Here is a 22,694-nt window from a genome sequence, read left to right on the forward strand (position 1 = left end):
TAATTAAACAAATTTATTTACCTGATTTTCTTCTATAATATAATTATTAGTTATAGGAATATCTTCTTCTGTATCAATATTTATTCTTGAGTTATTATTTTGTCTACCACTATTATTTTGTGTACCATTATTGTTTTTTCCATTAGAATCCTTACTAAAAAACGTTGAATCTTCATATATTCCTATATCTAAACTATGGATTTTAATATCCATATTTTTTAACCTATCGCTAATATCTTGAATATTAGTATTTAGCAAATTATAAGTGTCCTTGTTTTGGGCAGTAATACTTGCCTTCATAACTCCACTCTCTATAGTAAGCTTAATTGTTATTTCTCCAAGTTCCTTAGGATTCATTTTCACTATTAAATTCTTAATGCTGTTGGTTTCCATAAATTTTATATTTTTAATAACATCTACTTCAAAATTATTTTTGTTAACTGTTATATTAGATACTTCAACTTTGGATGTATCAACAGTTTTTACATTTTCAAATTGGTTCATGAATGTGACTGCTTTTGATATTTTTGATTCATCCTTATCTTGACCAAGTAAATTATTAAGAAATTTGTCACCAAAAGACTTATTTCCCATTGATTTTTTTTCTTGTCCCGCATTATTAGATCCTTGTTTGGCTATCACAGAATCAATGCTCAAACTCATCTTTGTGCTTTGCTTTAATTCCTTTAAAGGTAGATTATCCTTTAATGAATTCAGATTTACCTTTGTATCAGCGACTTTAGTTGTTAACTTTTGTAATACATCAAGTTTTTTTAAATCAGTCTCTCTATTATTAATTGAAGTTTTGTCTACAGTTTGTATCATAGAAGACAATGGTTTCATTACTTGCTTGATTTGCGCTACTTTATCAGGCAATTTTCCGTTTTCTATCAATTGTTCCAAGGGTTTCTCCGTATTTTGTTTTAATTCATCAATAGCTGCTTTAACATAATTCATTACCTTCGATTCTAGTTTGTTATTAAGAACTGAATTTTCAAAATCAACTGTGGTTTTGCCGGTTACTTCGCTCTTTTGATTAAATGCCTTTAATAAACTAAAATCTCCCTTTGCCTCTTTAACCTTTGTAGTTAGTTTTTGTATTACATCAAATATCTTTGGTGAAGTCTTATCAATTTTTGAACTCTTAATTAAATCTACTATTTCGCTAAGATTATTTTTAAGCAAATTCTTCGTTTTAGAATCTAATTTTTCCACTCCTAGTAAGTGTTCTATATTAACAGAACTATTTTCATTTTTATCGTTACTAGTAGTTGAAGTCTTTACTAAACTTTGAAGTAATGATCCTAATGATTGTAAAACCTGTTGAACCTGTGCCACTTTTTCTGTAGAGTTATCATTTCCAACCAATTGTTCTGATGATTTAACTGTATTTTGTTTTATTGCTTTAATTGCAAATTCAACAAAATCTATTACTTTTGATTCTATTTTAGTATTAAAATCTTGATTATTTAAATCTACTGTTGTTGGACCTTTTACATTAGTTTTGCCTTCAACTGTGTTTTTTTCATCAACAACTTTTAATAAACTAAGATCTCCCTTTACTTCTTTAACTTGAGTAGTTAGTTTTTGTATTACATCAAATATCTTTGGTGAAGTCTTATCAATTTTTGAACTCTTAATTAAATCTACTATTTCGCTAAGATTATTTTTAAGCAAATTCTTCGTTTTAGAATCTAATTTTTCCACTCCTAGTAAGTGTTCTATATTAACAGAACTATTTTCATTTTTATCGTTACTAGTAGTTGAAGTCTTTACTAAACTTTGAAGTAATGATCCTAATGATTGTAAAACCTGTTGAACCTGCGCCACTTTTTCTGTAGAATTATCATTGCCAACCAATTGTTCTGATGATTTAACTGTATTTTGTTTTATTGCTTTAATAGCCAATTCAACAAAATCTATTACTTTTGATTCTACTTTAGTATTAAAATCTTCATTATTTAAATCTACTGTTGTTTGGGCTTTTACAGTAGTTTTACTTTCAACTGTGTTTTTTTTATCGGGAACTTTTAATAAACTAAGATCTCCCTTTACCTCTTTAACCTTTGTAGTTAGTTTTTGTATTACATCAAGTATTTTTGGCAAAGTCTTATCAATTTTTGAACTCTTAATTAAATCTACTATTTCGCTGAAATTATTTTTAAGCAAGGTTTTTGTCTTAGAATCTACCTTATCTACTCCTAGTAAGTGCTCTATGTTAACAGAGCTATTCTCATTTTTATCGTTGTTAATAGTTGAAGTCTTTACTAACCTTTGAAGTAATGAGCCCACAAATTGTAAAACATGTTGAACCTGTGCCACTTTTTCTGTAGAGTTATCATTGCCAACCAATTGTTCTGTTGATTTAACTGTATTTTGTTTTATTTCTTTAATAGCCAATTCAACAAAATCTATTACTTTTGATTCTATTTTAGTATTAAAATCTTGATTATTTAAATCTACTGATATTTTGCCTTTTACAGTGGTTTTACTTTCAACTGTATTTTTTTCATCAACAACTTTTAATAAACTAAGATCTCCCTTTACGTCTTTAACCTTTGTAGTTAGTTTTTGTATTACATCAAATATCTTTGGCGAAGTCTTATCAATTTTTGAACTTTTAATTAAATCTACTATTTCACTAAGATTATTTTTAACCAAATTCTTCCTTTTAGAATCTAATTTTTCCACTCCTAGTAAGTGTTCTATATTAACAAAACTATTTTCATTTTTATCGTTACTAGTAGCTGAAGTCTTTACTAAACTTTGAAGTAATGAGCCTACAGATTGTAAAACCTGTTGAACCTGTGCCACTTTTCCTGTAGAGTTATCATTGCTAACCAATTGTTCTGACGATTTCTCTGTATTTTGTTTTATTGCTTTAATTGCCAATTCAACAAAATCTATTACTTTTGATTCTACATTAGTATTAAAATCTTGATTATTTAAATCTACTGTTGTTTGGCCTTTTACATTAGTTTTGCCTTCAACTGTGTTTTTTTCATCAACAACTTTTAATAAACTAAGATCTCCCTTTGCCTCTTTAACTTGAGTAGTTAGTTTTTGTATTACATTTAATATTTTAGGTGATGTCTTATCAACATTTTCAATCTTTGAACTTAAAGATTGCAATAATAGTTCAACATGTGCCCTTCCCTCAGTTAACTTATTTATGCCTACTAATTTTTTTGATGATGCATTCTTTGTTTTGACCAAATTTTCACTTTTAATTTTGATTATTACTTTGTTTAAACTTTTAGTGTTTTTTTTATTTTGGCTCTTGGTATAACTACTAGGGACATTTAAGCTTAAATCTTTTTTAAAATTTAATTCTTTACAGTCTAAAACTTTTTTAAACTGTTCTGTTTTGTCTGATTTTTTAGGGGTATAAATTGTTTTAATAATTTGAGAAATGCTCGTATCAATATTTACATTCAATTTTTCTCACCTCCTTTACTTATAATTATTTCTAATAAAAGCAAACAGCGCAAATTCATCATTTGATTTTTGTTCAATTAAATTTTGTTCTTTTACAAAAGCGCTTTTCTGTTTTTCTTTTAAAATTTCAACAGTCTTCTTTTCAACTTGGCATTTTTTAAGTTCTTGTCGCTTTTGCTCAAGAATCTTGCCTTTATCTTCAAATAATAGTGTATTTTTATCAATTGCAAAATTTATAGCATTCAAATAATTTTGTTTGATTTTCTGATGAACTATAGTATCATACGAATCTATATTTCTATGATTCTTATATTTTTCTTTTAAATCAGTTAGTTCTTTTTCTACTACATCTTTTTCTCTTTGTGCTTCTTTAAATTTGATTTTACTTTTGTCCTCATGATTTTTTCTAATATCAAGTAGTTTTTGTAGTCTAAACTTGTATACCTCAGCCAATGTGAATATCCCTCCCTAAGAACATTTAATTGAATATATTTTTTAGCATACTTAAACTATCATCAAAATTAGTATTTTCATTAATACCCTGCTTTAAATAAGCTTCAATATTATCATTATACTTAATTGCATTGTCGATTTTTATGCTACTCCCTTTTACGTAAGCACCTATATTTATTAAATCTTCTGAATCTTTATAAGTTGCCATTAAATCTCTAGCTAAAGATGCGGCTTGCTTATGCTCCGTTGTTGTAATTTCTGGCATTAATCTACTAACACTACTAAGTACATCTATTGCAGGATAATGATTTTTCGCAGCAAGTGTTCTAGACAAAACAATATGCCCATCTAGTATTCCACGAACTGCATCAGCTATTGGTTCATTAAAGTCATCACCATCTACAAGAACCGTATAAAAAGCTGTAATAGATCCTTTGTCTGACATTCCACTACGCTCCATTAATTTAGGTAACATTGCAAATACAGATGGAGTATATCCCTTACTTGCTGGCGGTTCCCCAATTGCTAGTCCTATTTCTCTTTGCGCCATGGCAAATCTTGTTACTGAATCCATCATTAAAATTACTTTTTTGCCTTGGTCTCTAAAATATTCTGCAATAGCAGTTGCTGTAAAAGCACCTTTTAATCTTACTAAAGCTGATTTGTCAGAAGTTGCACATACTATGATTGATTTTTTCATACCATCTTCCCCTAAATCCTTTTCTATAAAGTCCCGTACCTCTCGTCCTCTTTCTCCAATAAGAGCAATAACATTTACCTCTGCTTTTGCTCCCCTTGCAAGCATTCCAAGTGTTGTACTTTTTCCAACTCCACTACCTGCAAAAATACCAACTCTTTGCCCTTCACCACAAGTTAAAAATCCATCAATGGCTCTAATTCCAGTAGGCAAAATTTCTGTTATCCTACGTCTTTTTAAAGGATCTGGTGGAGATGCATTTAAAGAATAAGTTGTATAACTTGTAATTTCCCCACCATTTAAGGGATTTCCAAGTCCATCCAAAACTTTTCCAAACAATTCGTCAGAACACTTAACGTTTAGTGGAGCTCCAGTTGGTACTACTCTACAACCTGATGATATACCCACTAGTTCACCAAGGGGCATTAATATTACATCTTTATCACGAAATCCAACAACTTCGCATGGGATCTCTTCATTTAACTTATTATAAATATTGCATACTTCACCAACAAAAGCTGTTATCCCCTGAACTTCAATTGTTAGTCCTATAACATTTTTAACTGCCCCTTCTGAATAAGTGTAATTAATCTCAGGAATTTTACTCATTAAGTATTTGAAATTTAGAGCTATCATATTTTTTGCCCTTTCTAAATTTATATTTGCTCTTCCTTAAAAATTTCCACAATTTTTTCTATACCATAAGCTATGCTAACTATACTTTTACCTGTTTCTTTTTCAATAACAGCTGTTCCATCATCTAAAAGATTGTCTTGTATTACGAATATATCTCCTTGAAATGCAAACTTTTTTTTCCAAATCTCAACTTGACTCTTTATCATGTCAAAATGAGTACTATTGCTTTTTACAATATAAAATTTTATATCTCTTTCAGCTTTAATTGTATTAAAAATCATTTCATTTAAAGCATCTTTTTGAGTTACTTCTTTTTTTAATATGCTCTCGGCAATGGTTACAATTAAATCTTTTATATGCTTTTCCTTTTCAATTAAATAATCATTGTATTCCATTTTTGCATTTACTAATATGGAATCTGCTTTTTTACGAACTTGCTTAGCCTCTTCAATTGCGACGCTAAGATTTTCATTATATGCAGTCTCATAACCTTCTTTACTCCCTTGTGCATACCCATCTTTGATAGCTTGAGTTTTTGCCTCTTCTGCATCTATATATGCTTTTGAAATAATCGCTTCGCTTTTACGTTTTGCCTGATCTAATGTATTGCTAGCAATAGTTTCATAACCTTCCATATCAGCATTTTTAATACCATAATTATCATCCATAGATACATCAGGAACTTCACTTAACTGTGTGTCAATTTTCTTATCCCCTTGTTCTATAATTCTTGAATTTTTTATCACATTAAAGGACAATTGCATTCTCACCGCCCCTTGATATTACAATCTCTCCGGCTTCATCTAATCTTCGTAGAACATCAACAATTTTTTGTTGTGATTTTTCAACATCTACGAGTCTAACTGGCCCAAGGAATTCCATATCTTCTTTTAAAGACGCTGAAGCCCTCTTAGATTGATTCTTAAATATAACATCCTGCACTTCTTCAGAACATCCCTTTAAAGCAAGAGATAAGTCCTTAGCATCTATTTCTCGAAGGAATCTTTGTATTGAAACATCATCCAAAGTGATGATATCTTCAAATACAAACATAGAGTTTTTAACTTTTTCTGCTAGTTCTACATCCTCTTTTTCAAGACCTTCAGTAATGTTTTTTTCAGTGTTTCTGTCTACTTGGTTTAAAATACCAACAAGGGAATCAATACCACCAACTACAGTGGTATCTGTTCTAATAACAGAAGATAACTTTCCATTTAAAACTTTCTCTATTTCTCTAATAACCATTGGTGAAATATTACTCATAGTTGCAATTCTAAAAGATACTTCACTTTGCAAATCAAGAGGCAAGGATGCCATTATATTAGCAGCTTTGTCTGACTGCATATAACACATGATAAGTGCAATAGTTTGTGGATTTTCATCAATAATAACATTTAAAAGTTGATTTGCATCCGCTTTTCTCAAAATAGAAAATGGTCTGTATCTTTGTGTTTCTTCTATAACTTTATCCAGTATTCCTTTAGCCTTTTGCACCCCAAGTGCTTTTGAAAGCAAATTTCTTGCATACTCTAATCCACCTTCTAAAAGAAAATCCTTTGCTTTGTTCATTTCCATAAATTCATCTAAAATCACTTGTTTTTGGTCAGCCTTAACAGAGGTTATATTAGCAATTTCATAGATTATCTTTTGGATATCTCTTTCTGGTAGTTTTTTCAATATAGCCGCTGAGGCATCTGGACCTAAAGTAATAAACAATATAGCTGACTTCTGAATTCCCGTAAGTTTTTCACTCTTAGCCATTATTTATCACCTCTCATCCTCTGTCATCCATGACTTAATAATATCTGCAACCTGTTCTGGTTTTTCTGCTGCATACTTTTTAACTTCATTCTCTTGAATTGCTTTCTTATTTTTAGTACTAGTTACAATAGGTGCATGTTTTTCTGGCTTCTTTGGAATAATCTCATCTTCAATCATTGTGTCAAATCCTTCTGGTTCAATTTCTTCCTTCTTACTAGATCTACGAATTACAACAAACAATATAATGAATGCTATAACAGCTAAAACTCCACATCCAATCCGAGTATAAAGTACTTTATTTGCAGCCGCTTTGTCTGCATTTGCTATATCAAGAAGTGCTTGCTGAGCAGCTTTTTTAGCATCGGTATTGAAGTATAAGCCTTCTACGCTTATAGTATCTCCCCTTTTACCAGAGTATCCAGTCGCTTGTGCTACTAAATTGTTTACTGATGTTTTAGTAGCTTGATCCAAATTACCATCTAGTACTACTGAAGTAGTTAGTTTTGTAATTGCTCCTGGTGCCCTAGTTAAAACATCATCAGTTTTTGAAACATCATAATTCTTAGTACTATCTCTACTCACTACATTCCCATCTTTAGCATTTGTTTTAGTTGTAGCAGTAGTATTTTGCGTTGCTGAATCTACAGGACTAGTTGATAAACCAGTACTAGTGCCATTGTTCCATGTATCAACATCATGCGAACTTACTACTGCTCCCTTTGTAGCATATGTAGTAGAATTTCTTGTAAGTGCATCAAAATTAAGCTCTGCATTAACAGAAACTTTAACGCCATCTTTATATACGGGCTCAAGCAAATTAGTTATTTTATCTTGTAATGTCTTTTCAACTTGTGCCTTTAATGCTTGTTGAGTTTCTGTTGAGTTAGTTAAAGTCTCTTTATCCTTATCGTATAGTCCAGCAGTTAACAGTTTAAAATTATCTGAAATTACGCTTACATTTTCCTTTGGAAGATTCTGCACTGCTCCAGTTAATAATGCAACTATTGCCTTTACTTGATCATTATTAAGAGTATTGCCTGGTTTAAGTTTTACAACAACTGATGCCGTAGCTGGATCTGTATCTTTGACAAAAGCAGTGCTATCAGGCATTACCAAATTGACCTTAGCTCCCTCTACTTGTGGGAATGATTTAATAGCCTTTTCTATTTCACCAGATAATGCCCTTTGGTACATAATTTTAGTTTGTGCATCCGTAGGTGCCATTTGACTGGTATCAAAAAGTTCAAATCCTTTGCTTCCATCCGTAAGGGGAACCTCTGACATAAGTTGCATTCTAACACTATCAATTTGTGCCTTAGGTACTAATATGCTAGTACCACTTACCTTATAACTAACTTTATCCGTTTTTAACTGTGTTAGCATTGCTCCAGAATCAGTTGATGACAAATTTGAAAATAATACATCATATTTAGGTGTAAGTGCAGATACTAAAAAAGATATAAGTGCTATTATAATTACGACCGTAAGTATACTATATGCAATCTTTTTGTTTTTGCTTAAATTACGCCAGCCTTGCAAAAGCTTATTTTTCATTTGAATAAATTTGTTCATATCTAATCACTTCCTATATTTGCATACTATTAAATGAATTATATGCATCTACAAGTTTATTTCTAATTTGTACTGCTGTTTCTAAAGACAATTTAGCTTCTGATGTAGTAAGCATTACCTTTTGTACATCAGTTTCATCGCCCTTTATAAATTTTTGTGTAATGTCATCTGATGCTACTTGTTTATTATTTACATCATCTAATTTTTCTTTTAAAGTATCTAAAAAACTAGTGCCTTTATCAATGCCTGTTACAGCATTTGTTTTAAGTCCATTAGTAGCTGTACTATTTGCAATAGTATTGTTTACATTAGTATTAATATTCATAAAACACTCTCCTATTTACCTATTTCTAAAGCTTTAGAAAACATACTTTTCTCAGCTGCCATAGCACTTACATTTGCCTCATATGCTCTTGTAGAAGCAACCATGTCTGCCATTTCATTTGTGATATTTACATTTGGCATACTAACATATCCGTCTTTACCTGCATCTGGATTTGTTGGATCATAAACACGCCTTAAAGGCGAGGCATCATTTACAATTCCAACAGACTTAACTCCTTTAAAGCTTGTCTTATATGTACCCGTTGTTTTATCTAATTCTTGTTGTAAATTCTCTTGAAACACAGCTATCTTCCTTATGTATGGTTTCCCATTTGCTCCTCTAGTAGTAGTTGCATTCGCAACATTCGAAGATATTGTATCCATTCTTAATCTTTCTGCGGTGAGTCCACTAGAACTTATTCTCATTCCCATAAATGCATCATTCATTGTGTATTATTTCCCTCCCCCTATAATATAGCTTGTAAGTGAAATTTTACTATTAACTTGAGTAACCAAAGCATTATACATTAAAGTATTTGCTGCTTGATTAGTCTCTTCAAGATCTATATCTACGTTATTGCCATCCTGCCTTGAACTAGTACTCTCATCCCTTTTAACTGCAATTTGACCATTGCTACTTCCTGCTTGTATATCTTTACTATTATCAGTTTTCATTGTATCTGCAGCCACAGTGTCTTTTAATGTATCCTCAAATGTGACATACATCTCTTTATAGTTTTTCGTATTTATATTTGCAATATTATTTGCACTAACTTTGCTTCTTAATGCGGACGCATCCATACTCTTTTTAATTAAACTATAAGTATCATCACCGGAAATCCCAGTCACATTCACATTCATCATCTCCCATACTGTATCAATTAGACATAAAACCTAAAATTTCTTCATCTAACTAATATATTCCATACTTCAAATATTATTATATACTATTTATTTATTTTAGTGAACATCTTTTTTATATAATTTTTATATAATTTTATTCATTCTAAAATTTAACATACCATAATATACTGCTATAATGACTATTTTAAGTGTTATGTTTACTTAAGTTGAAGTAATATGACATTAAAGGTTTATTTCCAATTATAATTATATTATACATTATTGTTGTATTTTGTCTATAGAACCAATAAAAGATTATTTGGAAATAAAAAAAAGCAGATAAAATCTCAAGAAACTGAGCTATTTATCTGCTTCTAATATTGCTTAATATTTGTAATGCATCCTGTGGTAATTTATTTGATTGAACCATCATTGCAGTTCCTGCTTGTATGAGAATATTATCCTTAGAATATTCTATCATTTCTCCAGCTAAATCTGCATCTCTTAAACCACTATCAGCAGATTCTAACTTCTCGGACAGCTCCATTGTTGAATTGTAAGTACTTGTAAATCTATTCTCTAAAGCTCCATATTTACTTCTCGCAGAAGTAATTTCGCTAAGTGCTTTATCTACAATTTTTAGAGAATCATCTGTATTATTTACATCTACGGTTGTAGTATTTAAATCTAATCCTGTTGTTGCCGTAGTTAAATCGAATACTGGTATATCAACTTTTTCTCCTTCATTAGCACCTATAACCATTGGTATTGTATCGGGCTTACCACCAGCTAAAAGCTTAACTCCATTAAACTCAGTGTTATTTGTCATATCGTCTATTCCCTTTAAATTTTGGTTTATTTCAGTTTGAATATCATTTTTATCTGAATCTGTTGTAACTCCCCCCGCTTCTACCAATAATTCTCTAATTCTCTGTAGATTACTAGTTATACCATCAAGCCCACCTTCTGCAGTTTGAAGCATGCTAACTCCATCTTGAGTATTTTCCCCTGCCATTTGGAGCCCTCTTATTTGCATTCTAAATCTCTCACTCTGAGCAATACCAATAGGATCATCTTTTGCACTATTTATTTTAATACCTGAAGATATATTATTTAAGGCCCCACTTTGCTTAGTAAGATTTTGGGTATATGCTCTGTATATCTTTAAAGATGCTGAGCTTGTACTTATTATCATAAAATCAACTCCGTTAAAGTTTTTTAATTATTATCTATTTAGACAGTTTGATTTACTCTCTCTCTTAATACTTCGTTTAAAGAGTTAATAACTTTATATAAATTTCTATAAATGTTTTTTGCCTTATAAAAAAATAAATTCTACAACAAAATAAGCACCAGCAACTACTCCTTTAGTCACTAATGCTCATTCTAATATTTTTTTATCATCCATTTATTTTATAGCCTTTAGTTTCGAAAACTTCATGCTTCAAATTTTCCTGCTCAGCTGATATAACATCAGTTTTATGTTCTAAAGCTCTCAATATTTGAGTATGTTCTTCCTGTGTTGTTTTAATTGATTTTATATCACCTTGCATTGATTTCATGTCACTTTGCATTACTTTTAGAATATCTAATATTTCCTTATCCATAAATTCACCACCTAGACCTTTTTCTATTATTATATCATATCCCAAGTAAGGTTAAAATAATAAATTGTATTTTTCAAAATCATTTTTATTTACCTAATATGACATAAACCACCAGATAGCAGGTTATATAATGAGAAAATTATTTTCATCTACTCCTATGCCCAGACATCCAAATGCTGTCCTACATTAGGCTCTACTGCAACATTCTTCATCATTTCTGTCATTTGACTTGAAGTTTTCTTACCAGTATCCATTGCAATCTTCATCACTGATACACCAGCTGACTGTTGTACTCTTGCTTGACTCATTATCATTGATAGTGCACCTATATCCATCTTTTGCCCCCTCTTTATTTCCATATTATTCATTATTGCAAATCCCCAAAATTCACACCCCTGAGATACGAATATTCTATTTTAATAATTCCATTACTGATTCTGGTGATTGATTTGACTGAGCAAGAATTGCTTGTGTAGCTTGAGTTATTATATTCCTTTGCGCAAGGTCTAAAGACTCCTTAGCCAAATCAGCATCTTCGATTCTTGAATTACTGGAAGTCAAATTTTGTTCATACTCCGCAAGTTTTCCACTAAAATATTGAAGACCTTCTTCAATAGAACCAGCTTCTCCCACATAAGATGCTACTTTTTTTATAGCAGTGTCTACTTTATCTAAAGCTTCAACTGCATTTCCTCTCGTACTTACATTAATTCCGCCTAACCCAATGTCGAAAACTTTTACCTCAAATGACTCTATTTTAAATGCATCACCAGCATTTGCTCCTGATTGTATATATATAGTTTGCTTAGGTGGAATTAAAAGTTTTTTCCCATTATACTCCGTACCGTCAGCTACACTATCAATATCTTCTAATATTTGATCAATCTCATTTTGCATAGCTTCTCTATCCTCAGTTCCAGAAGTATCACTAGCTCCTTTAAGTGAAAGCTCCCTTAACCTTATTAAGCTATTATCTGAAATTAAATTTAAAGAATTGCTCATTTCTGTAGATAAGTGTATTCCTTCCTGAACATTTATCTGAGCTCTTGCCAATCCTCTTATTTGGGCTTTTAATTTTGTAGAAATACTACTTCCAGCGGCATCATCACTAGCACTATTAATCTTTAAACCTGATGAAATCTTTTTCATTGATGTTAATAAACTCTTTTCATTTTTAAGTAATTTATTTGTAACTTTCATCCTGTTTATATTATGAGTTATTACCATACCACATCGCTCCTAACTATCAATACAAATGACCCTTGTATATTGATTTAATACAACTTCTTCTCTATTTATCGTAATTAAATTAAATAACTTAAGTATAATTTTTAGAAATTTCCAAGATATACTCTTTATTCTTTGTTTCGTTGCATAATCCAAAAATCAAATAAAAGTATTAAAGTTAATACAGCTATTCATACCAATATTAAGAATTGTTTTAATGTTAATTTCAAATTAAAAGGAAATCAAGCTGGATCTAAACTGGTACCTATAGACTAGACACAACAAAATGAGCACCAACAGCTATTTCTATAGCCACTAATGCTCATTCTAGTTTTTTTCCATCTTTTGTTCTTCTACTTTCACTATCTATTGTGCTAACCTGTGCTGCTAAATTGTCTAACCTATCATTCAACTTTTTTAGGTCTTGTGGAGTAACAGCGACTTGTTTACCTTGTTCCGATATCTCTCTCATTTGTAACAGCTTTGCTTCTTTGACATTAAGCATCTTCTGTCTGTCCTGAGCCCACTTCAGTTCCTGTTGTAACTGTTTATTTAATTCTTCCTTCTTATCCATCTGGTTATCTGCAATTACATCTAAGTTCTGTCCTACATTCGGGTCTATTTCAACATTATGTATCTTTTCTATCAATTTGATATCGTTTCCTTTCCCTATATCCATAGTTTTCTTCATTACTACTATGTGAGAATGTTGTTGAAGCTTTTCTTGACTTTCTACCATTGATAGTGCCGCTATGTCCATATGACTACCTCCTATTTACTATTTTTATCAAGTCACAGTTACCCTACAGGAAATGAAATTAACGATAGTGAATTTCCAAATTTCACACCCAAGGGTACTTGGCGTACCATCGGTACGCCTGGCTAATCATTTATGAAACTACATATGGTCTTAATACTCTCTCTAACTCTTGTTTCCACTTCCTAAAGACTGGTAAAATTCTTTCTTCCATCTGCCTTTCTAAGTATACTTCTCTTTTAACCTCATAGATTGCTATAAAATTTCCGATATTTTCTTTTAGGGTAACTCCTATAATTTCTATGTTATTTTCTTTTAATTGAGGAATCATTGGCTCAATGACATTTTCTATGCTCATAATACCTATCATTGAATCTTGTAATAATCCTAATGCTTCTTCGTAACGCAATTCAGATAATTGCCTTTTTATGTGACATAATCCATCTTCTATGGTCGATAGCAATTGTAATATATTATAAATTACTTCTATGTAGTTATCCATTTACAGACACTCCTCTTAATTTTTCACAAGAATAGTCATGTAGGCTAGGCTGTCATATCCGTTGTCTTTTAAAAGCTTTATAATTCCCTGAATATACTTCTCATTGTGCAATACTACCTTAGAGAATGATTGTATTAATTTCAACGTAAGATAATCATTTAATCCCTTATGATATCCTGCCATTCCAATTAGATGTAATTTCACCATGCTGTAAATAACACATAGAAAGATATAAGAATCCCACATGGTTTTATAAGAACCAAAGGGCATCATTTCTTTAAAGTATTCATTTACTAAGTAATTTTCTAATATATATTCTTTTTCTTCTAAATATGGTGCAAGATACTCTTTGTAACTATTATCATATTTTTCTATAACAGTTTCAAGTTTCTCTCCCGTTTTATATCCTATTCCCAATAAAGTCTCCTTTAAACATTCTAAATACCTATTACTTGTAATTCCTTGCATCACTTTCTCATCAGTCATTTCTTTAGCTAATCTCATCTGAATCTGAGTATTTGAAGGTACTTTTTTTAGTTCCTCTTTAAAAGTTTCTGCTTCAATCATACTATCCATAGTTTCTAACATAGCTGGTAAATCCTTAATCCTTTTTTCACTATAAATTACTTCTATTTTCTTATAGACAATACCTAAAATGATTAGTCTTTCTCCTAGGCTATACCTTTTGTTTTGAAGTAGACTTAAGCTAAATATTCTTATATCCCAAAAATATCTTTGTGGCTTAGTAGCAAAAAGATGACCTTCTGTATCAAAATTACTGTGAAGCTTAACTTTAGTATTACCATCTTCTTCGATATGTTCAAAAGCTATTCCATTTGGATTGAGTAAAGCAATTCTAGCTACTTGAGGACAGGACATGGTAGCACTTCGCTCATACTTTCCGTCAATTTTTCTAACATATCTTGGATAAAACGTACAGGTATCAGAAAGATACTTTTCTCCTACATTAATATATACTTTACATAAATTTTCTTTATTCAAAAATGGACATCTACCAGTTGATTCCATTTTAATCTTTCCATAAGATCCATCACTTTTTTGGCTATGTTTACGATTTACCATTTTTCCAATAGTAGTCTTTAATTCATTATTATTGATTTTCTTATATTCTAAATAGGTTTTCTTATCTAAATCTACCCTCCAGCCAATACAGCAACTGTCTTCACAATCTGGACCAATACAACTGAAGTTTTTCATGTATTCTGGTTGTAGAACTATTCTTTTTCTTTCTGACATTAAGCAGCCTCCTTTATTTTTATTTGTTTTCATTAAAAACACCCCAGCAATTTATAAGATATGCCCTGAAATAAGGTTCTCAAATCGATTATTAGAACGTTTTGAGAGTGTCAAGTTTTTTGATTTTTAACAAATATTTATTTTCCGTTTTGTGTATTCTTAATTTAATGGCATTGACCGAGACGCCTTGCTACCCGCTCCTCTTTGCCATTTGGATCATCATCTATATCATGACAATAATTCTTTATTTCTACACCTTCCTTAAGGTTTCCATCTTTGTATACACAGAGGAAATCTTCTATATAACATGCCTTCAATTTTAATAATTCATCATTTACAATATCACGCATATCGATGGAACGTTCATCTAATATATTACCTTTTTTTAGTTGTAATTTCAGTAAATATTTTAATCCAACTTCTGCTCCAGAGTGAATAAAAACCCTGTTTTTCGGCAAAATTTCAAAATATGCTCCTATTCTAAGAGCTGTATCATATAAAAATAATGGACCAACACCATTAATCTTGTTTTCTCCTAAATATATTTCATCAGCAATATATTCATACAATTCTTCAAAGGTACACTTATTATTTTTTTTAGATAATAACTTATCTTTTATCGAACTTAGTTTACCATATAACGAATCTAGCGTTTTCTCAGTTCTACGCATCTGATGCCTTTGTTTTTTATCGAATTTTCTTTCTTCGATTCTCGAACTTGGATTAGAACTTGTTAATGCAAAAGATACATTTTTAATTAGTTCATCATAACTTAACTCTGAATAGCATTTTAAATCCTGCTGAAGCCCTTTTAAAAAATATTTTTTATATTGATTAACTAATAATGTAATTTCCATTTTTACCTCCATATACTCTGTTATCGTCAGAATACTAAGCTTGACTCCGACCTAATCCTTTTGTTTTTAATGTTTTATTATGAAAGACTACCATCAAAACACCTCTACTATGGAATACACTGCTACATTCTCTGACACAAACCACCAGATAGCAGGTATCATTGCGAAGGAAGAATTACTAGACTTGCTATTTTTCTTTTTCTGTCCTTATAGTTCCTATTTTTTTATCACTTCTTGTATCTCTACCATCATTATTTCTAATTGTACCATCTGGCAATCCGTGCTTCTTTTCAAATGTTCCAACAGTACAATCACTTCTTGTCTTTCTTGTCATAACAATCCCCTCCAAATTACTTTAGTTTAAAATTATTTATATGATATTATCTTAAATAATTACTTGAATTTTTTTAATTATTTCCCCAATGTAGATTTCCAAATTTCACACCCCTACGGTACTTGGCGGACCAACGGGACGCCTTGCTAAATGTATGAACGAAGTGAATACGTTTATTAGTTGCTAACTTTTTGAATATATAAATTATAAAAAATCAAGCTTTCCTTCAACCCATCTAATAGAGATTTCATCAATTCTGTTTACCGTAAAAACCTTACCATCTTTAAAATAAACTTCAATTTGAGGAAAATAATTATCTATAGCCTTATAGTAATCAACTGCCTCTTCATCAATGGAATTATAATTAACACCACATTGTTAACTATATTCTTTTAAAAACTTATCATAGGCATCTTCATGATATTTAGTGATTTTTTTCATATAAATATCTTCTTTCAATATATGTAATATATTACATATAAATCAATCTATTTTATTCAACTAAAGTAAAAATCTCAATATTGTTCATAACAGATAAAGTTACTTCAGGCATATTATTTTCATATTGAATTTGATAATTTCCAGTTGATAAGTGTTTCCATACATATCTAAGAATTTCTCCTTTTAAGTTAGAATAATTTTTTTACCACCTTCCAATTTCTCTATTTTGCTATTATTTTCTTTGTTCGCATATATACCCTCCCTTTATTGTTCTTTCCAAGTCTTTATTAACTAATTGGCTAAAATTGCTCAAATAACTGGACACTTTTACCCGATGTACCATCAGACCTTGTATAATTATATACTTTAGCTAAATTATGTAATACAGTATCTCTATTCGCTATCTCTTGTCCCATTTTCCTTAAATCACCATTACTTACAGTTGCAGGCATACCTACTATTTCAAAATAGTTATTATGCACCTTTACATTTGCATGAAGAAAAACAAAAGTAACCCCTGCTGTTATATTCTTTGAATGTCCCGTTAAGATTACACTTTTTCTATTGGTTACATCCTTTAATCTATATTTCATTTATTTACTCCTCTTTTTAAATTTTAGAAAAAGAAGCCAGAGTTTTCACCCTGACTCCTAATCTATTCTCTAATTATAATATTATCTTAATAATGCAAGAACTTGTTGTGGTTGTTGATTAGCTTGTGCAAGCATAGCTTGAGCAGCTTGATTAAGAATATTGTTCTTTGAGAATGTAGACATTTCTTTAGCCATATCTACGTCTCTAATTCTTGATTCAGCTGATGTTAAGTTTTCGCTTGATGTTCCTAAATTAGCTATTGTGTGATCTAATCTGTTTGAATAAGCACCAAGTTTTGCTCTTTCTCCTGATACTGAAGCTGTAGCTGCATCAAGAACTTTAATTGCAGCTGAAGCTTTTGTAGAATCAGATATATCAAGTGCACGTTCAGTTTTATCTGTTGTATCTGATAACACATTAGTATCATCTGTAATATCTACGAAAGAAGCATCAGCAACTACATCAGTTCCAACACCTATTGCTGCAGCTCCTGCTTTTCCTGCTATTCCTAAAGCAGCAGAACGCATATCGCTTATGTTAGCAGTAAATTGTTGCTTTTGATTTGCACCAATTTGGAATGTAAATGCTGATGAAGCTCCGCTAGTTCTATCATATGCTGCTGCTTCTGTTACTCCAGCTTTACCAGTAGTAACTACACCTGCACCTTCAATAGTTGGAGCAGTTGCTGATCCCTTCCCTGTAATTTGTGTTAATTTTACCCCTGCTGCACCATCCGCAACTGCAAGGTATTTTAATTTTAATTCAGCATCACCGTTAATTAAGGTTACTAAGTCAGCAGCATCTTTGAAGTTTGTAGTTCCACCACCAGTTGCATTATAACTTAACTTTTTGCCATCAATAGTAACATCAGTTGTTCCTACTGTTGCCGCAGTAGTTTCGCCAAGTACTTCATCTACTTTAGCTACAGTTGTTTTTGTACCTGCTGATACAACTCCTCCTTCACCATTAAGCAACTTTTGACCATTAAATTCAGTGTTTTCTCCAATTCTACTTACTTCTGAAGTCAACTGATTCATTTCTTTTTGTATTTGTTTTCTATCATCAATTGTATTAGTATCATTAGAACCTTGAACTGCAAGTTCTCTCATTCTTTGAAGAATTGAAGTAGTTTCATTTAATGCACCTTCACCAGTTTGAATCATTGAAATACCATCTTGAGCATTTGCTCCTGCTTGGTCAAGTCCTCTGATTTGTCCTCTCATCTTTTCTGATATAGCAAGACCTGCTGCATCGTCTCCAGCCTTGTTAATTTTAAGACCTGAAGAAAGTTTTTCCATTGATTTATTTGCATTACTTGAGTTAATACCCATGTTTCTGTTAGCGTTCATTGCACCCAAATTGTGATTAATAATCATTATAAATTCCTCCTTGATTTTTAAAGTGAACATCCTTGTCCACTGTATTTATAGTTTAGCTCATTGAGCCTACTAACTTAATTTATTGAGAATTCTCTCATTTTCCTATGATTTTCAAATTCTCTTTGGTTATTTTAACTTATTAGTGAACATTTAATCAATTGAATTATTGATTTTTTACTTCTACTATTTATATCGTGAACTAAATTATATACTTTATAGTTTTTTTAAAATTATTTTATATATTTTAGTTTTTTTCTCTTGTCGTAGAAAAATCTTAAAATTTCATTTGAAAATTATTAGGTTGCAAATATTAAATTCGAAGCATATGTACCATATCTGCAGCCTACCAGCTAAAAGACTTTTGGTGGGAATTATTGCGATTTGGTATTTTTTTATCTGCTATTCATAGTAGATACATCTTAGTGTAAATATGATATAGTATGAAGTTTCTCCAGAAGTGGCAACAAATAAGAAGAACAGAAACACTGAAAGTTGATTTAGAAATTCTTGTTTTGTACATATTAAAATAAATAACAAATATTTTTATGCGCAAAAAAAAGTATATATTACGTATAATGCATTGAAGCGAGCTTTAGAACTTCTTATTTTATTTTTAATTAAGATGCGTTAAAAAGAGCATATGTTTGAGCGACAGCGAGTTTATGCTTTTTAGCAGATTAATTAAAAATAAAATTAGTAGTTCTTAGCGAAGTGAATGCATTAATCGTATTGCAATACGATTAATATATACTTTTTTCTTTTTTATTAGATTTCTTTACTTAAAAAAACTGCCTTGGCAGATATATTATTGTATCCTGCCATTCCTATTTGTTTCTTTCCATTTTGCTTTATTTTTTTTAACAAATCATCTTTTCTAACTTTCATTTCATGTGCTAATACTTTTTCTGAATTTTCTATTTCACATTGCATATAGAATTTCTTCATTTCTTCTTTTGAACAGTCAATTTTATTCATATCATCTAAAATCAACTGCCTTTGCGCAAAGATTTCATCTAGTTTTTCATATTTCTCTGCTTTAACTGTTTCAATAATAGTCAAAGTGATATCTTTGTATTCAATAAACTCTTCCTCTAAATTCAATGTATCACCCACTTTATTTAAATTGAAATTACCAATAATTATTTACAACTTTCAACTTTCAATTGTATCTATGCGCCTGTACCCATCATAGATGCAAGTGCACTTTGTTGTGAATTTAAAGCATTCATAGCTGTTTCTAGTGCAGTAAATTTAGCATAATATCTGCTTGATGCATCCTCTAGTTGAGTTTGAAATCTACTAACACTTAAAACCTTGCTATACACTTGATCAGGCAGTGTATTTTTACCAGAAAAACCCGAAATACTATTATCATATTGCTTATTTACGAATATATTCATAGATCCACTCAATGTGAAAGTTCCGTCTTTGCCAAGTCCTGGCGACGCTACATAGTCTTCTATTATGCTATCCATTCTTGTAAATATTCCATCTTCCTTATATTTTTCAGAACCTTCATATGTTTCATTGGCATCTAAATTACTACTGGAAGTTCCAATAAACAGTTTTTTAAAGTCATCCATGTTATTATCTATAGCGCTTTTTAATTTTGCTTCATCCTTAATCACGAGTTTACCAACATCTGTGGCAATCGATGATGTTTCTATCCCTATAGCGCCAGTCCCATAGCTACCAAAATTCAAGGCTACTTTTCCTGTACTTGAATCTTTACTGTCATAACTGCTGTATACAGGTGAATAAAGTGTTCCACGCAATTGAGTCATTAATCTACTTAAATTATCATCTTTCCTAAGTATTCCAACCTTTGCTTTAGCTTCCCATGTTTTGATTTGATCTTCACTCATACTTTTCTTTTGATCATCCGTTAATGGAGTATAATTTTTATCTTTTTTTTCTGTTAATTTGGTATTAATTGTTGATAATATAGTATTATAATCCTCAACGAATTTTTTCATATTACTAACAACTGTATCTGAATTTGCTGTTACAGTTACAGTTGGGATATTATTTGATGCATTGACTCCAACAAGATTATAGGCAACACCATTTACAGTGAATTTATTAGAACTTTGAGTAGTAGTTGTCGCTGTAGATTGTCCTGGTGCAGTAATAGCTACTATTGCATCTATTCCTGTTCCTATTGCAACTTCTCCCTCTATTGCTAAACCTAACTTTGTTATTATATTATCCGTATCAACCGGTGTTGTATCAGTTGTAGTCATTCTATTAGTTATCTTCAAACTTGAAGCAGAACCATAGTTCTTTGATTGAAATGATATTTTTCCAGTTGTATCATCTATACTCATTGTAACTGATCCATCAGTTGCACTATTCACTTTCTCCATCAAATCCTTAATTGTTGAATCACTAGTTGCCTCTATGATTATAGGCTTCGTATTGGTGGCTGCATCATAGGATAAAGTGAAACTAACAGGCTTTGAAATTCCCAAATCTGATAATTTTGAATCTGATGATATCCCGCTATTAATAGTGGTATCTTTTATATCTGCTATTGTACTATTCTTAGCCGCTGTTAATTTAATAGTATCTTTACTTGAAGAAGCTTTTGTAAATTTAATGTATTCACCAGTTCCATCACTTACATAGGAAGCAGTCATTTTACCCTTTAAATCGGATGCTGCAATTTTGCTATTTATGTCAGCGACTAGCTTCTCTTTACTTCCAGTTAAATCTGCTAATGTAACTTCCTCTTCGCCAACATCAAATTTTAAAGTCTGCCCAGTCAAATTTGATACTAATAGCATTGAATTTTGAGGTGTACCCTCTATTTTAGCCTGCTCCGCCATTTTTTGTACATCCACCTTATATGTCCCTGGCTTAGCACTTGAATTAGCATCTCCCGTAACAATAGCACTATCAGAATTAGTTACAGTATTTGTATTGAATGAATTTCCTGTTAGCATATACTTACTTGAAATTGGGTCAAAATAATCCTGTAATCCTTTTATGTCTTTAATAATTGCTCTATACCCTTCCTGCTGCCACTGCAATGTCTGCTTAGCTGAATTTGCTTTGTCTATTTTAGCTTGATAGTTTGAAACCATAGACTTAACTACTGCATCTGTATCAATACCCGATGCCATACCTGATATTCTTAACATATTAGCACTTGACTTAGCGCTACTATTAGTACCGGTTGGATAAATACTTGCCATGTATAATCACCCCTTTAAGTTTTATTGAAAAGCAAATAAATAATTTGCAATTATTTATAAGCTGCTTTTAGATTTTTTATAAGCCTCATTCCAAGTTTCTCTAACAGTTTCAATTAATGGGATTATTTCATTCATAATCGCTTCACTTTTTTTAATATTAGCATCCATAAGCCTTCGCGTTATAAAGTCATAAACCTTAATTAAACTTTCTGCCCATTCTCCACCTTTTGCTACATCCAAAGTTGACATTAACTCATAAAATATATTTTGAGTTTTTATAATGTTTTCATGAGCTTTATTAATATCCTTGTCTATTATGGCTTGTCTACCCATTTTAGAAAATTTTACTGCACCATCTACAAGCATTATAAGTAACTGATCCTTTGATGCAAAATTTATGCTATTGCTTTTGTAAGTATTAAATGCATTTCCATAAGCATTCATTGCCATATAACATCGCCCCTATTTTTTTGTATCTATATAATTTCCTATCTTTTTTTGCTCTTTCTCCAAGGTATCTTTAAAAACTTCAACTTCATATTGGTTATTTTTAAATGCGTTCACAGTTATTTTATGTTTTTTATTGTATTTCATGATTTTTCCTTTAAACTCTTCATAAGTCTCTGAATTGTTCCTAGGATTTCTATCTTTATTTATCATTATTGAATTTTTTCTATGAATTACACCAGATTTTGTAGTGTCTTTAACTCTTTTTCTTAATTCTACATCAATTTTATTTAATTTAAATTCCATATTGCCCTCCTATTTTTCTTAGGGTAATTTTTTTATCATAAAAATCTACTACTTTTAAAAATAAA

General features: G+C 30.8%; 24 protein-coding genes. All 24 read right to left on the minus strand.

Annotated features, from left to right (window positions below; translation table 11 throughout):
* Positions 1-3: 3 nt before the first annotated feature.
* On the minus strand, positions 4-3,438 hold the full coding sequence (locus KPL38_RS05660) for a flagellar hook-length control protein FliK (RefSeq protein WP_216288044.1): 3,435 nt from the start codon (positions 3,436-3,438) through the stop codon (positions 4-6).
* Between the two features lie 15 nt (positions 3,439-3,453).
* The gene (fliJ, locus tag KPL38_RS05665; RefSeq protein WP_216288045.1) at positions 3,454-3,891 is read right to left on the minus strand and encodes a flagellar export protein FliJ; all 438 of its coding nucleotides are present in this window, start codon (positions 3,889-3,891) and stop codon (positions 3,454-3,456) included.
* Between the two features lie 25 nt (positions 3,892-3,916).
* A complete protein-coding gene (fliI, locus tag KPL38_RS05670; RefSeq protein ID WP_216288047.1) occupies positions 3,917-5,224 on the minus strand; it encodes a flagellar protein export ATPase FliI in 1,308 nt (435 codons plus the stop codon).
* Positions 5,225-5,244: 20 nt separating this feature from the next.
* Complete coding sequence (locus tag KPL38_RS05675; protein ID WP_216288048.1) at positions 5,245-5,988, minus strand: FliH/SctL family protein; 744 nt, start codon at positions 5,986-5,988, stop codon at positions 5,245-5,247.
* Positions 5,972-6,985 (minus strand): flagellar motor switch protein FliG, encoded by a 1,014-nt coding sequence (fliG, locus tag KPL38_RS05680; protein WP_216288049.1) that lies wholly within the window; start codon positions 6,983-6,985, stop codon positions 5,972-5,974. Before fliG ends, KPL38_RS05675 begins: the two co-directional genes overlap by 17 nt.
* A 6-nt stretch (positions 6,986-6,991) precedes the next feature.
* Positions 6,992-8,557, minus strand: a complete 1,566-nt coding sequence (gene fliF, locus KPL38_RS05685) for a flagellar basal-body MS-ring/collar protein FliF (protein WP_216288050.1) — start codon at positions 8,555-8,557, stop codon at positions 6,992-6,994.
* Positions 8,558-8,570: 13 nt separating this feature from the next.
* Positions 8,571-8,882: a flagellar hook-basal body complex protein FliE gene (gene fliE / locus KPL38_RS05690; protein WP_216288051.1), complete on the minus strand. Its 312-nt coding sequence runs from the start codon at positions 8,880-8,882 to the stop codon at positions 8,571-8,573.
* 11 nt (positions 8,883-8,893) lie between these two features.
* A complete protein-coding gene (flgC, locus tag KPL38_RS05695; RefSeq protein ID WP_216288053.1) occupies positions 8,894-9,328 on the minus strand; it encodes a flagellar basal body rod protein FlgC in 435 nt (144 codons plus the stop codon).
* Positions 9,329-9,334: 6 nt separating this feature from the next.
* Complete coding sequence (gene flgB, locus KPL38_RS05700) at positions 9,335-9,736, minus strand: flagellar basal body rod protein FlgB (RefSeq protein ID WP_312884162.1); 402 nt, start codon at positions 9,734-9,736, stop codon at positions 9,335-9,337.
* 352 nt (positions 9,737-10,088) lie between these two features.
* Complete coding sequence (locus KPL38_RS05705) at positions 10,089-10,919, minus strand: flagellin N-terminal helical domain-containing protein (protein WP_216288059.1); 831 nt, start codon at positions 10,917-10,919, stop codon at positions 10,089-10,091.
* 205 nt (positions 10,920-11,124) lie between these two features.
* Positions 11,125-11,331, minus strand: a complete 207-nt coding sequence (locus tag KPL38_RS05710) for a hypothetical protein (protein ID WP_216288061.1) — start codon at positions 11,329-11,331, stop codon at positions 11,125-11,127.
* 155 nt (positions 11,332-11,486) lie between these two features.
* Entirely contained in the window at positions 11,487-11,699 is a 213-nt protein-coding gene (locus KPL38_RS05715) for a YjfB family protein (RefSeq protein WP_246577829.1), read from the minus strand.
* Between the two features lie 43 nt (positions 11,700-11,742).
* Positions 11,743-12,558, minus strand: a complete 816-nt coding sequence (locus tag KPL38_RS05720) for a flagellin (RefSeq protein ID WP_216288063.1) — start codon at positions 12,556-12,558, stop codon at positions 11,743-11,745.
* Between the two features lie 322 nt (positions 12,559-12,880).
* Positions 12,881-13,318 (minus strand): YjfB family protein, encoded by a 438-nt coding sequence (locus tag KPL38_RS05725; RefSeq protein WP_216288065.1) that lies wholly within the window; start codon positions 13,316-13,318, stop codon positions 12,881-12,883.
* A 130-nt stretch (positions 13,319-13,448) separates the two neighbouring features.
* The gene (locus KPL38_RS05730; protein ID WP_216288067.1) at positions 13,449-13,817 is read right to left on the minus strand and encodes a DUF8042 domain-containing protein; all 369 of its coding nucleotides are present in this window, start codon (positions 13,815-13,817) and stop codon (positions 13,449-13,451) included.
* Between the two features lie 15 nt (positions 13,818-13,832).
* The gene (gene fliB / locus KPL38_RS05735) at positions 13,833-15,074 is read right to left on the minus strand and encodes a flagellin lysine-N-methylase (protein WP_216288069.1); all 1,242 of its coding nucleotides are present in this window, start codon (positions 15,072-15,074) and stop codon (positions 13,833-13,835) included.
* 164 nt (positions 15,075-15,238) lie between these two features.
* Positions 15,239-15,931, minus strand: coding sequence for a hypothetical protein (locus KPL38_RS05740; RefSeq protein WP_216288070.1), 693 nt, complete (start codon positions 15,929-15,931; stop codon positions 15,239-15,241).
* A 187-nt stretch (positions 15,932-16,118) separates the two neighbouring features.
* Complete coding sequence (locus KPL38_RS05745; RefSeq protein ID WP_216288071.1) at positions 16,119-16,265, minus strand: hypothetical protein; 147 nt, start codon at positions 16,263-16,265, stop codon at positions 16,119-16,121.
* Positions 16,266-17,005: 740 nt separating this feature from the next.
* Positions 17,006-17,299: a hypothetical protein gene (locus tag KPL38_RS05750; protein WP_216288072.1), complete on the minus strand. Its 294-nt coding sequence runs from the start codon at positions 17,297-17,299 to the stop codon at positions 17,006-17,008.
* An 81-nt stretch (positions 17,300-17,380) separates the two neighbouring features.
* Entirely contained in the window at positions 17,381-18,676 is a 1,296-nt protein-coding gene (locus KPL38_RS05755) for a flagellin N-terminal helical domain-containing protein (protein WP_216288073.1), read from the minus strand.
* A gap of 768 nt (positions 18,677-19,444) precedes the next feature.
* On the minus strand, positions 19,445-19,780 hold the full coding sequence (locus KPL38_RS05760) for a hypothetical protein (RefSeq protein ID WP_216288075.1): 336 nt from the start codon (positions 19,778-19,780) through the stop codon (positions 19,445-19,447).
* A 68-nt stretch (positions 19,781-19,848) separates the two neighbouring features.
* Positions 19,849-21,876, minus strand: a complete 2,028-nt coding sequence (fliD, locus tag KPL38_RS05765; protein WP_216288084.1) for a flagellar filament capping protein FliD — start codon at positions 21,874-21,876, stop codon at positions 19,849-19,851.
* A gap of 54 nt (positions 21,877-21,930) precedes the next feature.
* Complete coding sequence (gene fliS, locus KPL38_RS05770) at positions 21,931-22,326, minus strand: flagellar export chaperone FliS (RefSeq protein WP_376769018.1); 396 nt, start codon at positions 22,324-22,326, stop codon at positions 21,931-21,933.
* A gap of 12 nt (positions 22,327-22,338) precedes the next feature.
* Positions 22,339-22,629, minus strand: a complete 291-nt coding sequence (locus KPL38_RS05775) for a hypothetical protein (RefSeq protein WP_216288086.1) — start codon at positions 22,627-22,629, stop codon at positions 22,339-22,341.
* Positions 22,630-22,694: the final 65 nt, after the last annotated feature.

The organism is Clostridium psychrophilum (assembly GCF_018861705.1).
Classification (GTDB): domain Bacteria; phylum Bacillota; class Clostridia; order Clostridiales; family Clostridiaceae; genus Clostridium_AD; species Clostridium_AD psychrophilum.

Excerpts from the sequence above, each read along its gene's own strand:
- fliG (WP_216288049.1), bottom strand. The coding sequence starts at position 6,985 with ATGGCTAAGAGTGAAAAACTTACGGGAATTCAGAAGTCAGCTATATTG.
- KPL38_RS05720 (WP_216288063.1), bottom strand. The coding sequence starts at position 12,558 with ATGGTAATAACTCATAATATAAACAGGATGAAAGTTACAAATAAATTA.
- KPL38_RS05755 (WP_216288073.1), bottom strand. The coding sequence starts at position 18,676 with ATGATTATTAATCACAATTTGGGTGCAATGAACGCTAACAGAAACATG.
- fliD (WP_216288084.1), bottom strand. The coding sequence starts at position 21,876 with ATGGCAAGTATTTATCCAACCGGTACTAATAGTAGCGCTAAGTCAAGT.
- fliI (WP_216288047.1), bottom strand. The coding sequence starts at position 5,224 with ATGATAGCTCTAAATTTCAAATACTTAATGAGTAAAATTCCTGAGATT.
- KPL38_RS05710 (WP_216288061.1), bottom strand. The coding sequence starts at position 11,331 with ATGGATAAGGAAATATTAGATATTCTAAAAGTAATGCAAAGTGACATG.
- KPL38_RS05775 (WP_216288086.1), bottom strand. The coding sequence starts at position 22,629 with ATGGAATTTAAATTAAATAAAATTGATGTAGAATTAAGAAAAAGAGTT.
- KPL38_RS05745 (WP_216288071.1), bottom strand. The coding sequence starts at position 16,265 with ATGACAAGAAAGACAAGAAGTGATTGTACTGTTGGAACATTTGAAAAG.
- KPL38_RS05740 (WP_216288070.1), bottom strand. The coding sequence starts at position 15,931 with ATGGAAATTACATTATTAGTTAATCAATATAAAAAATATTTTTTAAAA.
- KPL38_RS05675 (WP_216288048.1), bottom strand. The coding sequence starts at position 5,988 with ATGCAATTGTCCTTTAATGTGATAAAAAATTCAAGAATTATAGAACAA.
- fliB (WP_216288069.1), bottom strand. The coding sequence starts at position 15,074 with ATGTCAGAAAGAAAAAGAATAGTTCTACAACCAGAATACATGAAAAAC.
- fliS (WP_376769018.1), bottom strand. The coding sequence starts at position 22,326 with ATGGCAATGAATGCTTATGGAAATGCATTTAATACTTACAAAAGCAAT.
- fliF (WP_216288050.1), bottom strand. The coding sequence starts at position 8,557 with ATGAACAAATTTATTCAAATGAAAAATAAGCTTTTGCAAGGCTGGCGT.
- KPL38_RS05715 (WP_246577829.1), bottom strand. The coding sequence starts at position 11,699 with ATGAATAATATGGAAATAAAGAGGGGGCAAAAGATGGATATAGGTGCA.
- KPL38_RS05725 (WP_216288065.1), bottom strand. The coding sequence starts at position 13,318 with ATGGACATAGCGGCACTATCAATGGTAGAAAGTCAAGAAAAGCTTCAA.
- KPL38_RS05705 (WP_216288059.1), bottom strand. The coding sequence starts at position 10,919 with ATGATAATAAGTACAAGCTCAGCATCTTTAAAGATATACAGAGCATAT.
- KPL38_RS05730 (WP_216288067.1), bottom strand. The coding sequence starts at position 13,817 with ATGGATAACTACATAGAAGTAATTTATAATATATTACAATTGCTATCG.
- flgC (WP_216288053.1), bottom strand. The coding sequence starts at position 9,328 with ATGAATGATGCATTTATGGGAATGAGAATAAGTTCTAGTGGACTCACC.
- fliE (WP_216288051.1), bottom strand. The coding sequence starts at position 8,882 with ATGAATATTAATACTAATGTAAACAATACTATTGCAAATAGTACAGCT.
- KPL38_RS05750 (WP_216288072.1), bottom strand. The coding sequence starts at position 17,299 with ATGAAATATAGATTAAAGGATGTAACCAATAGAAAAAGTGTAATCTTA.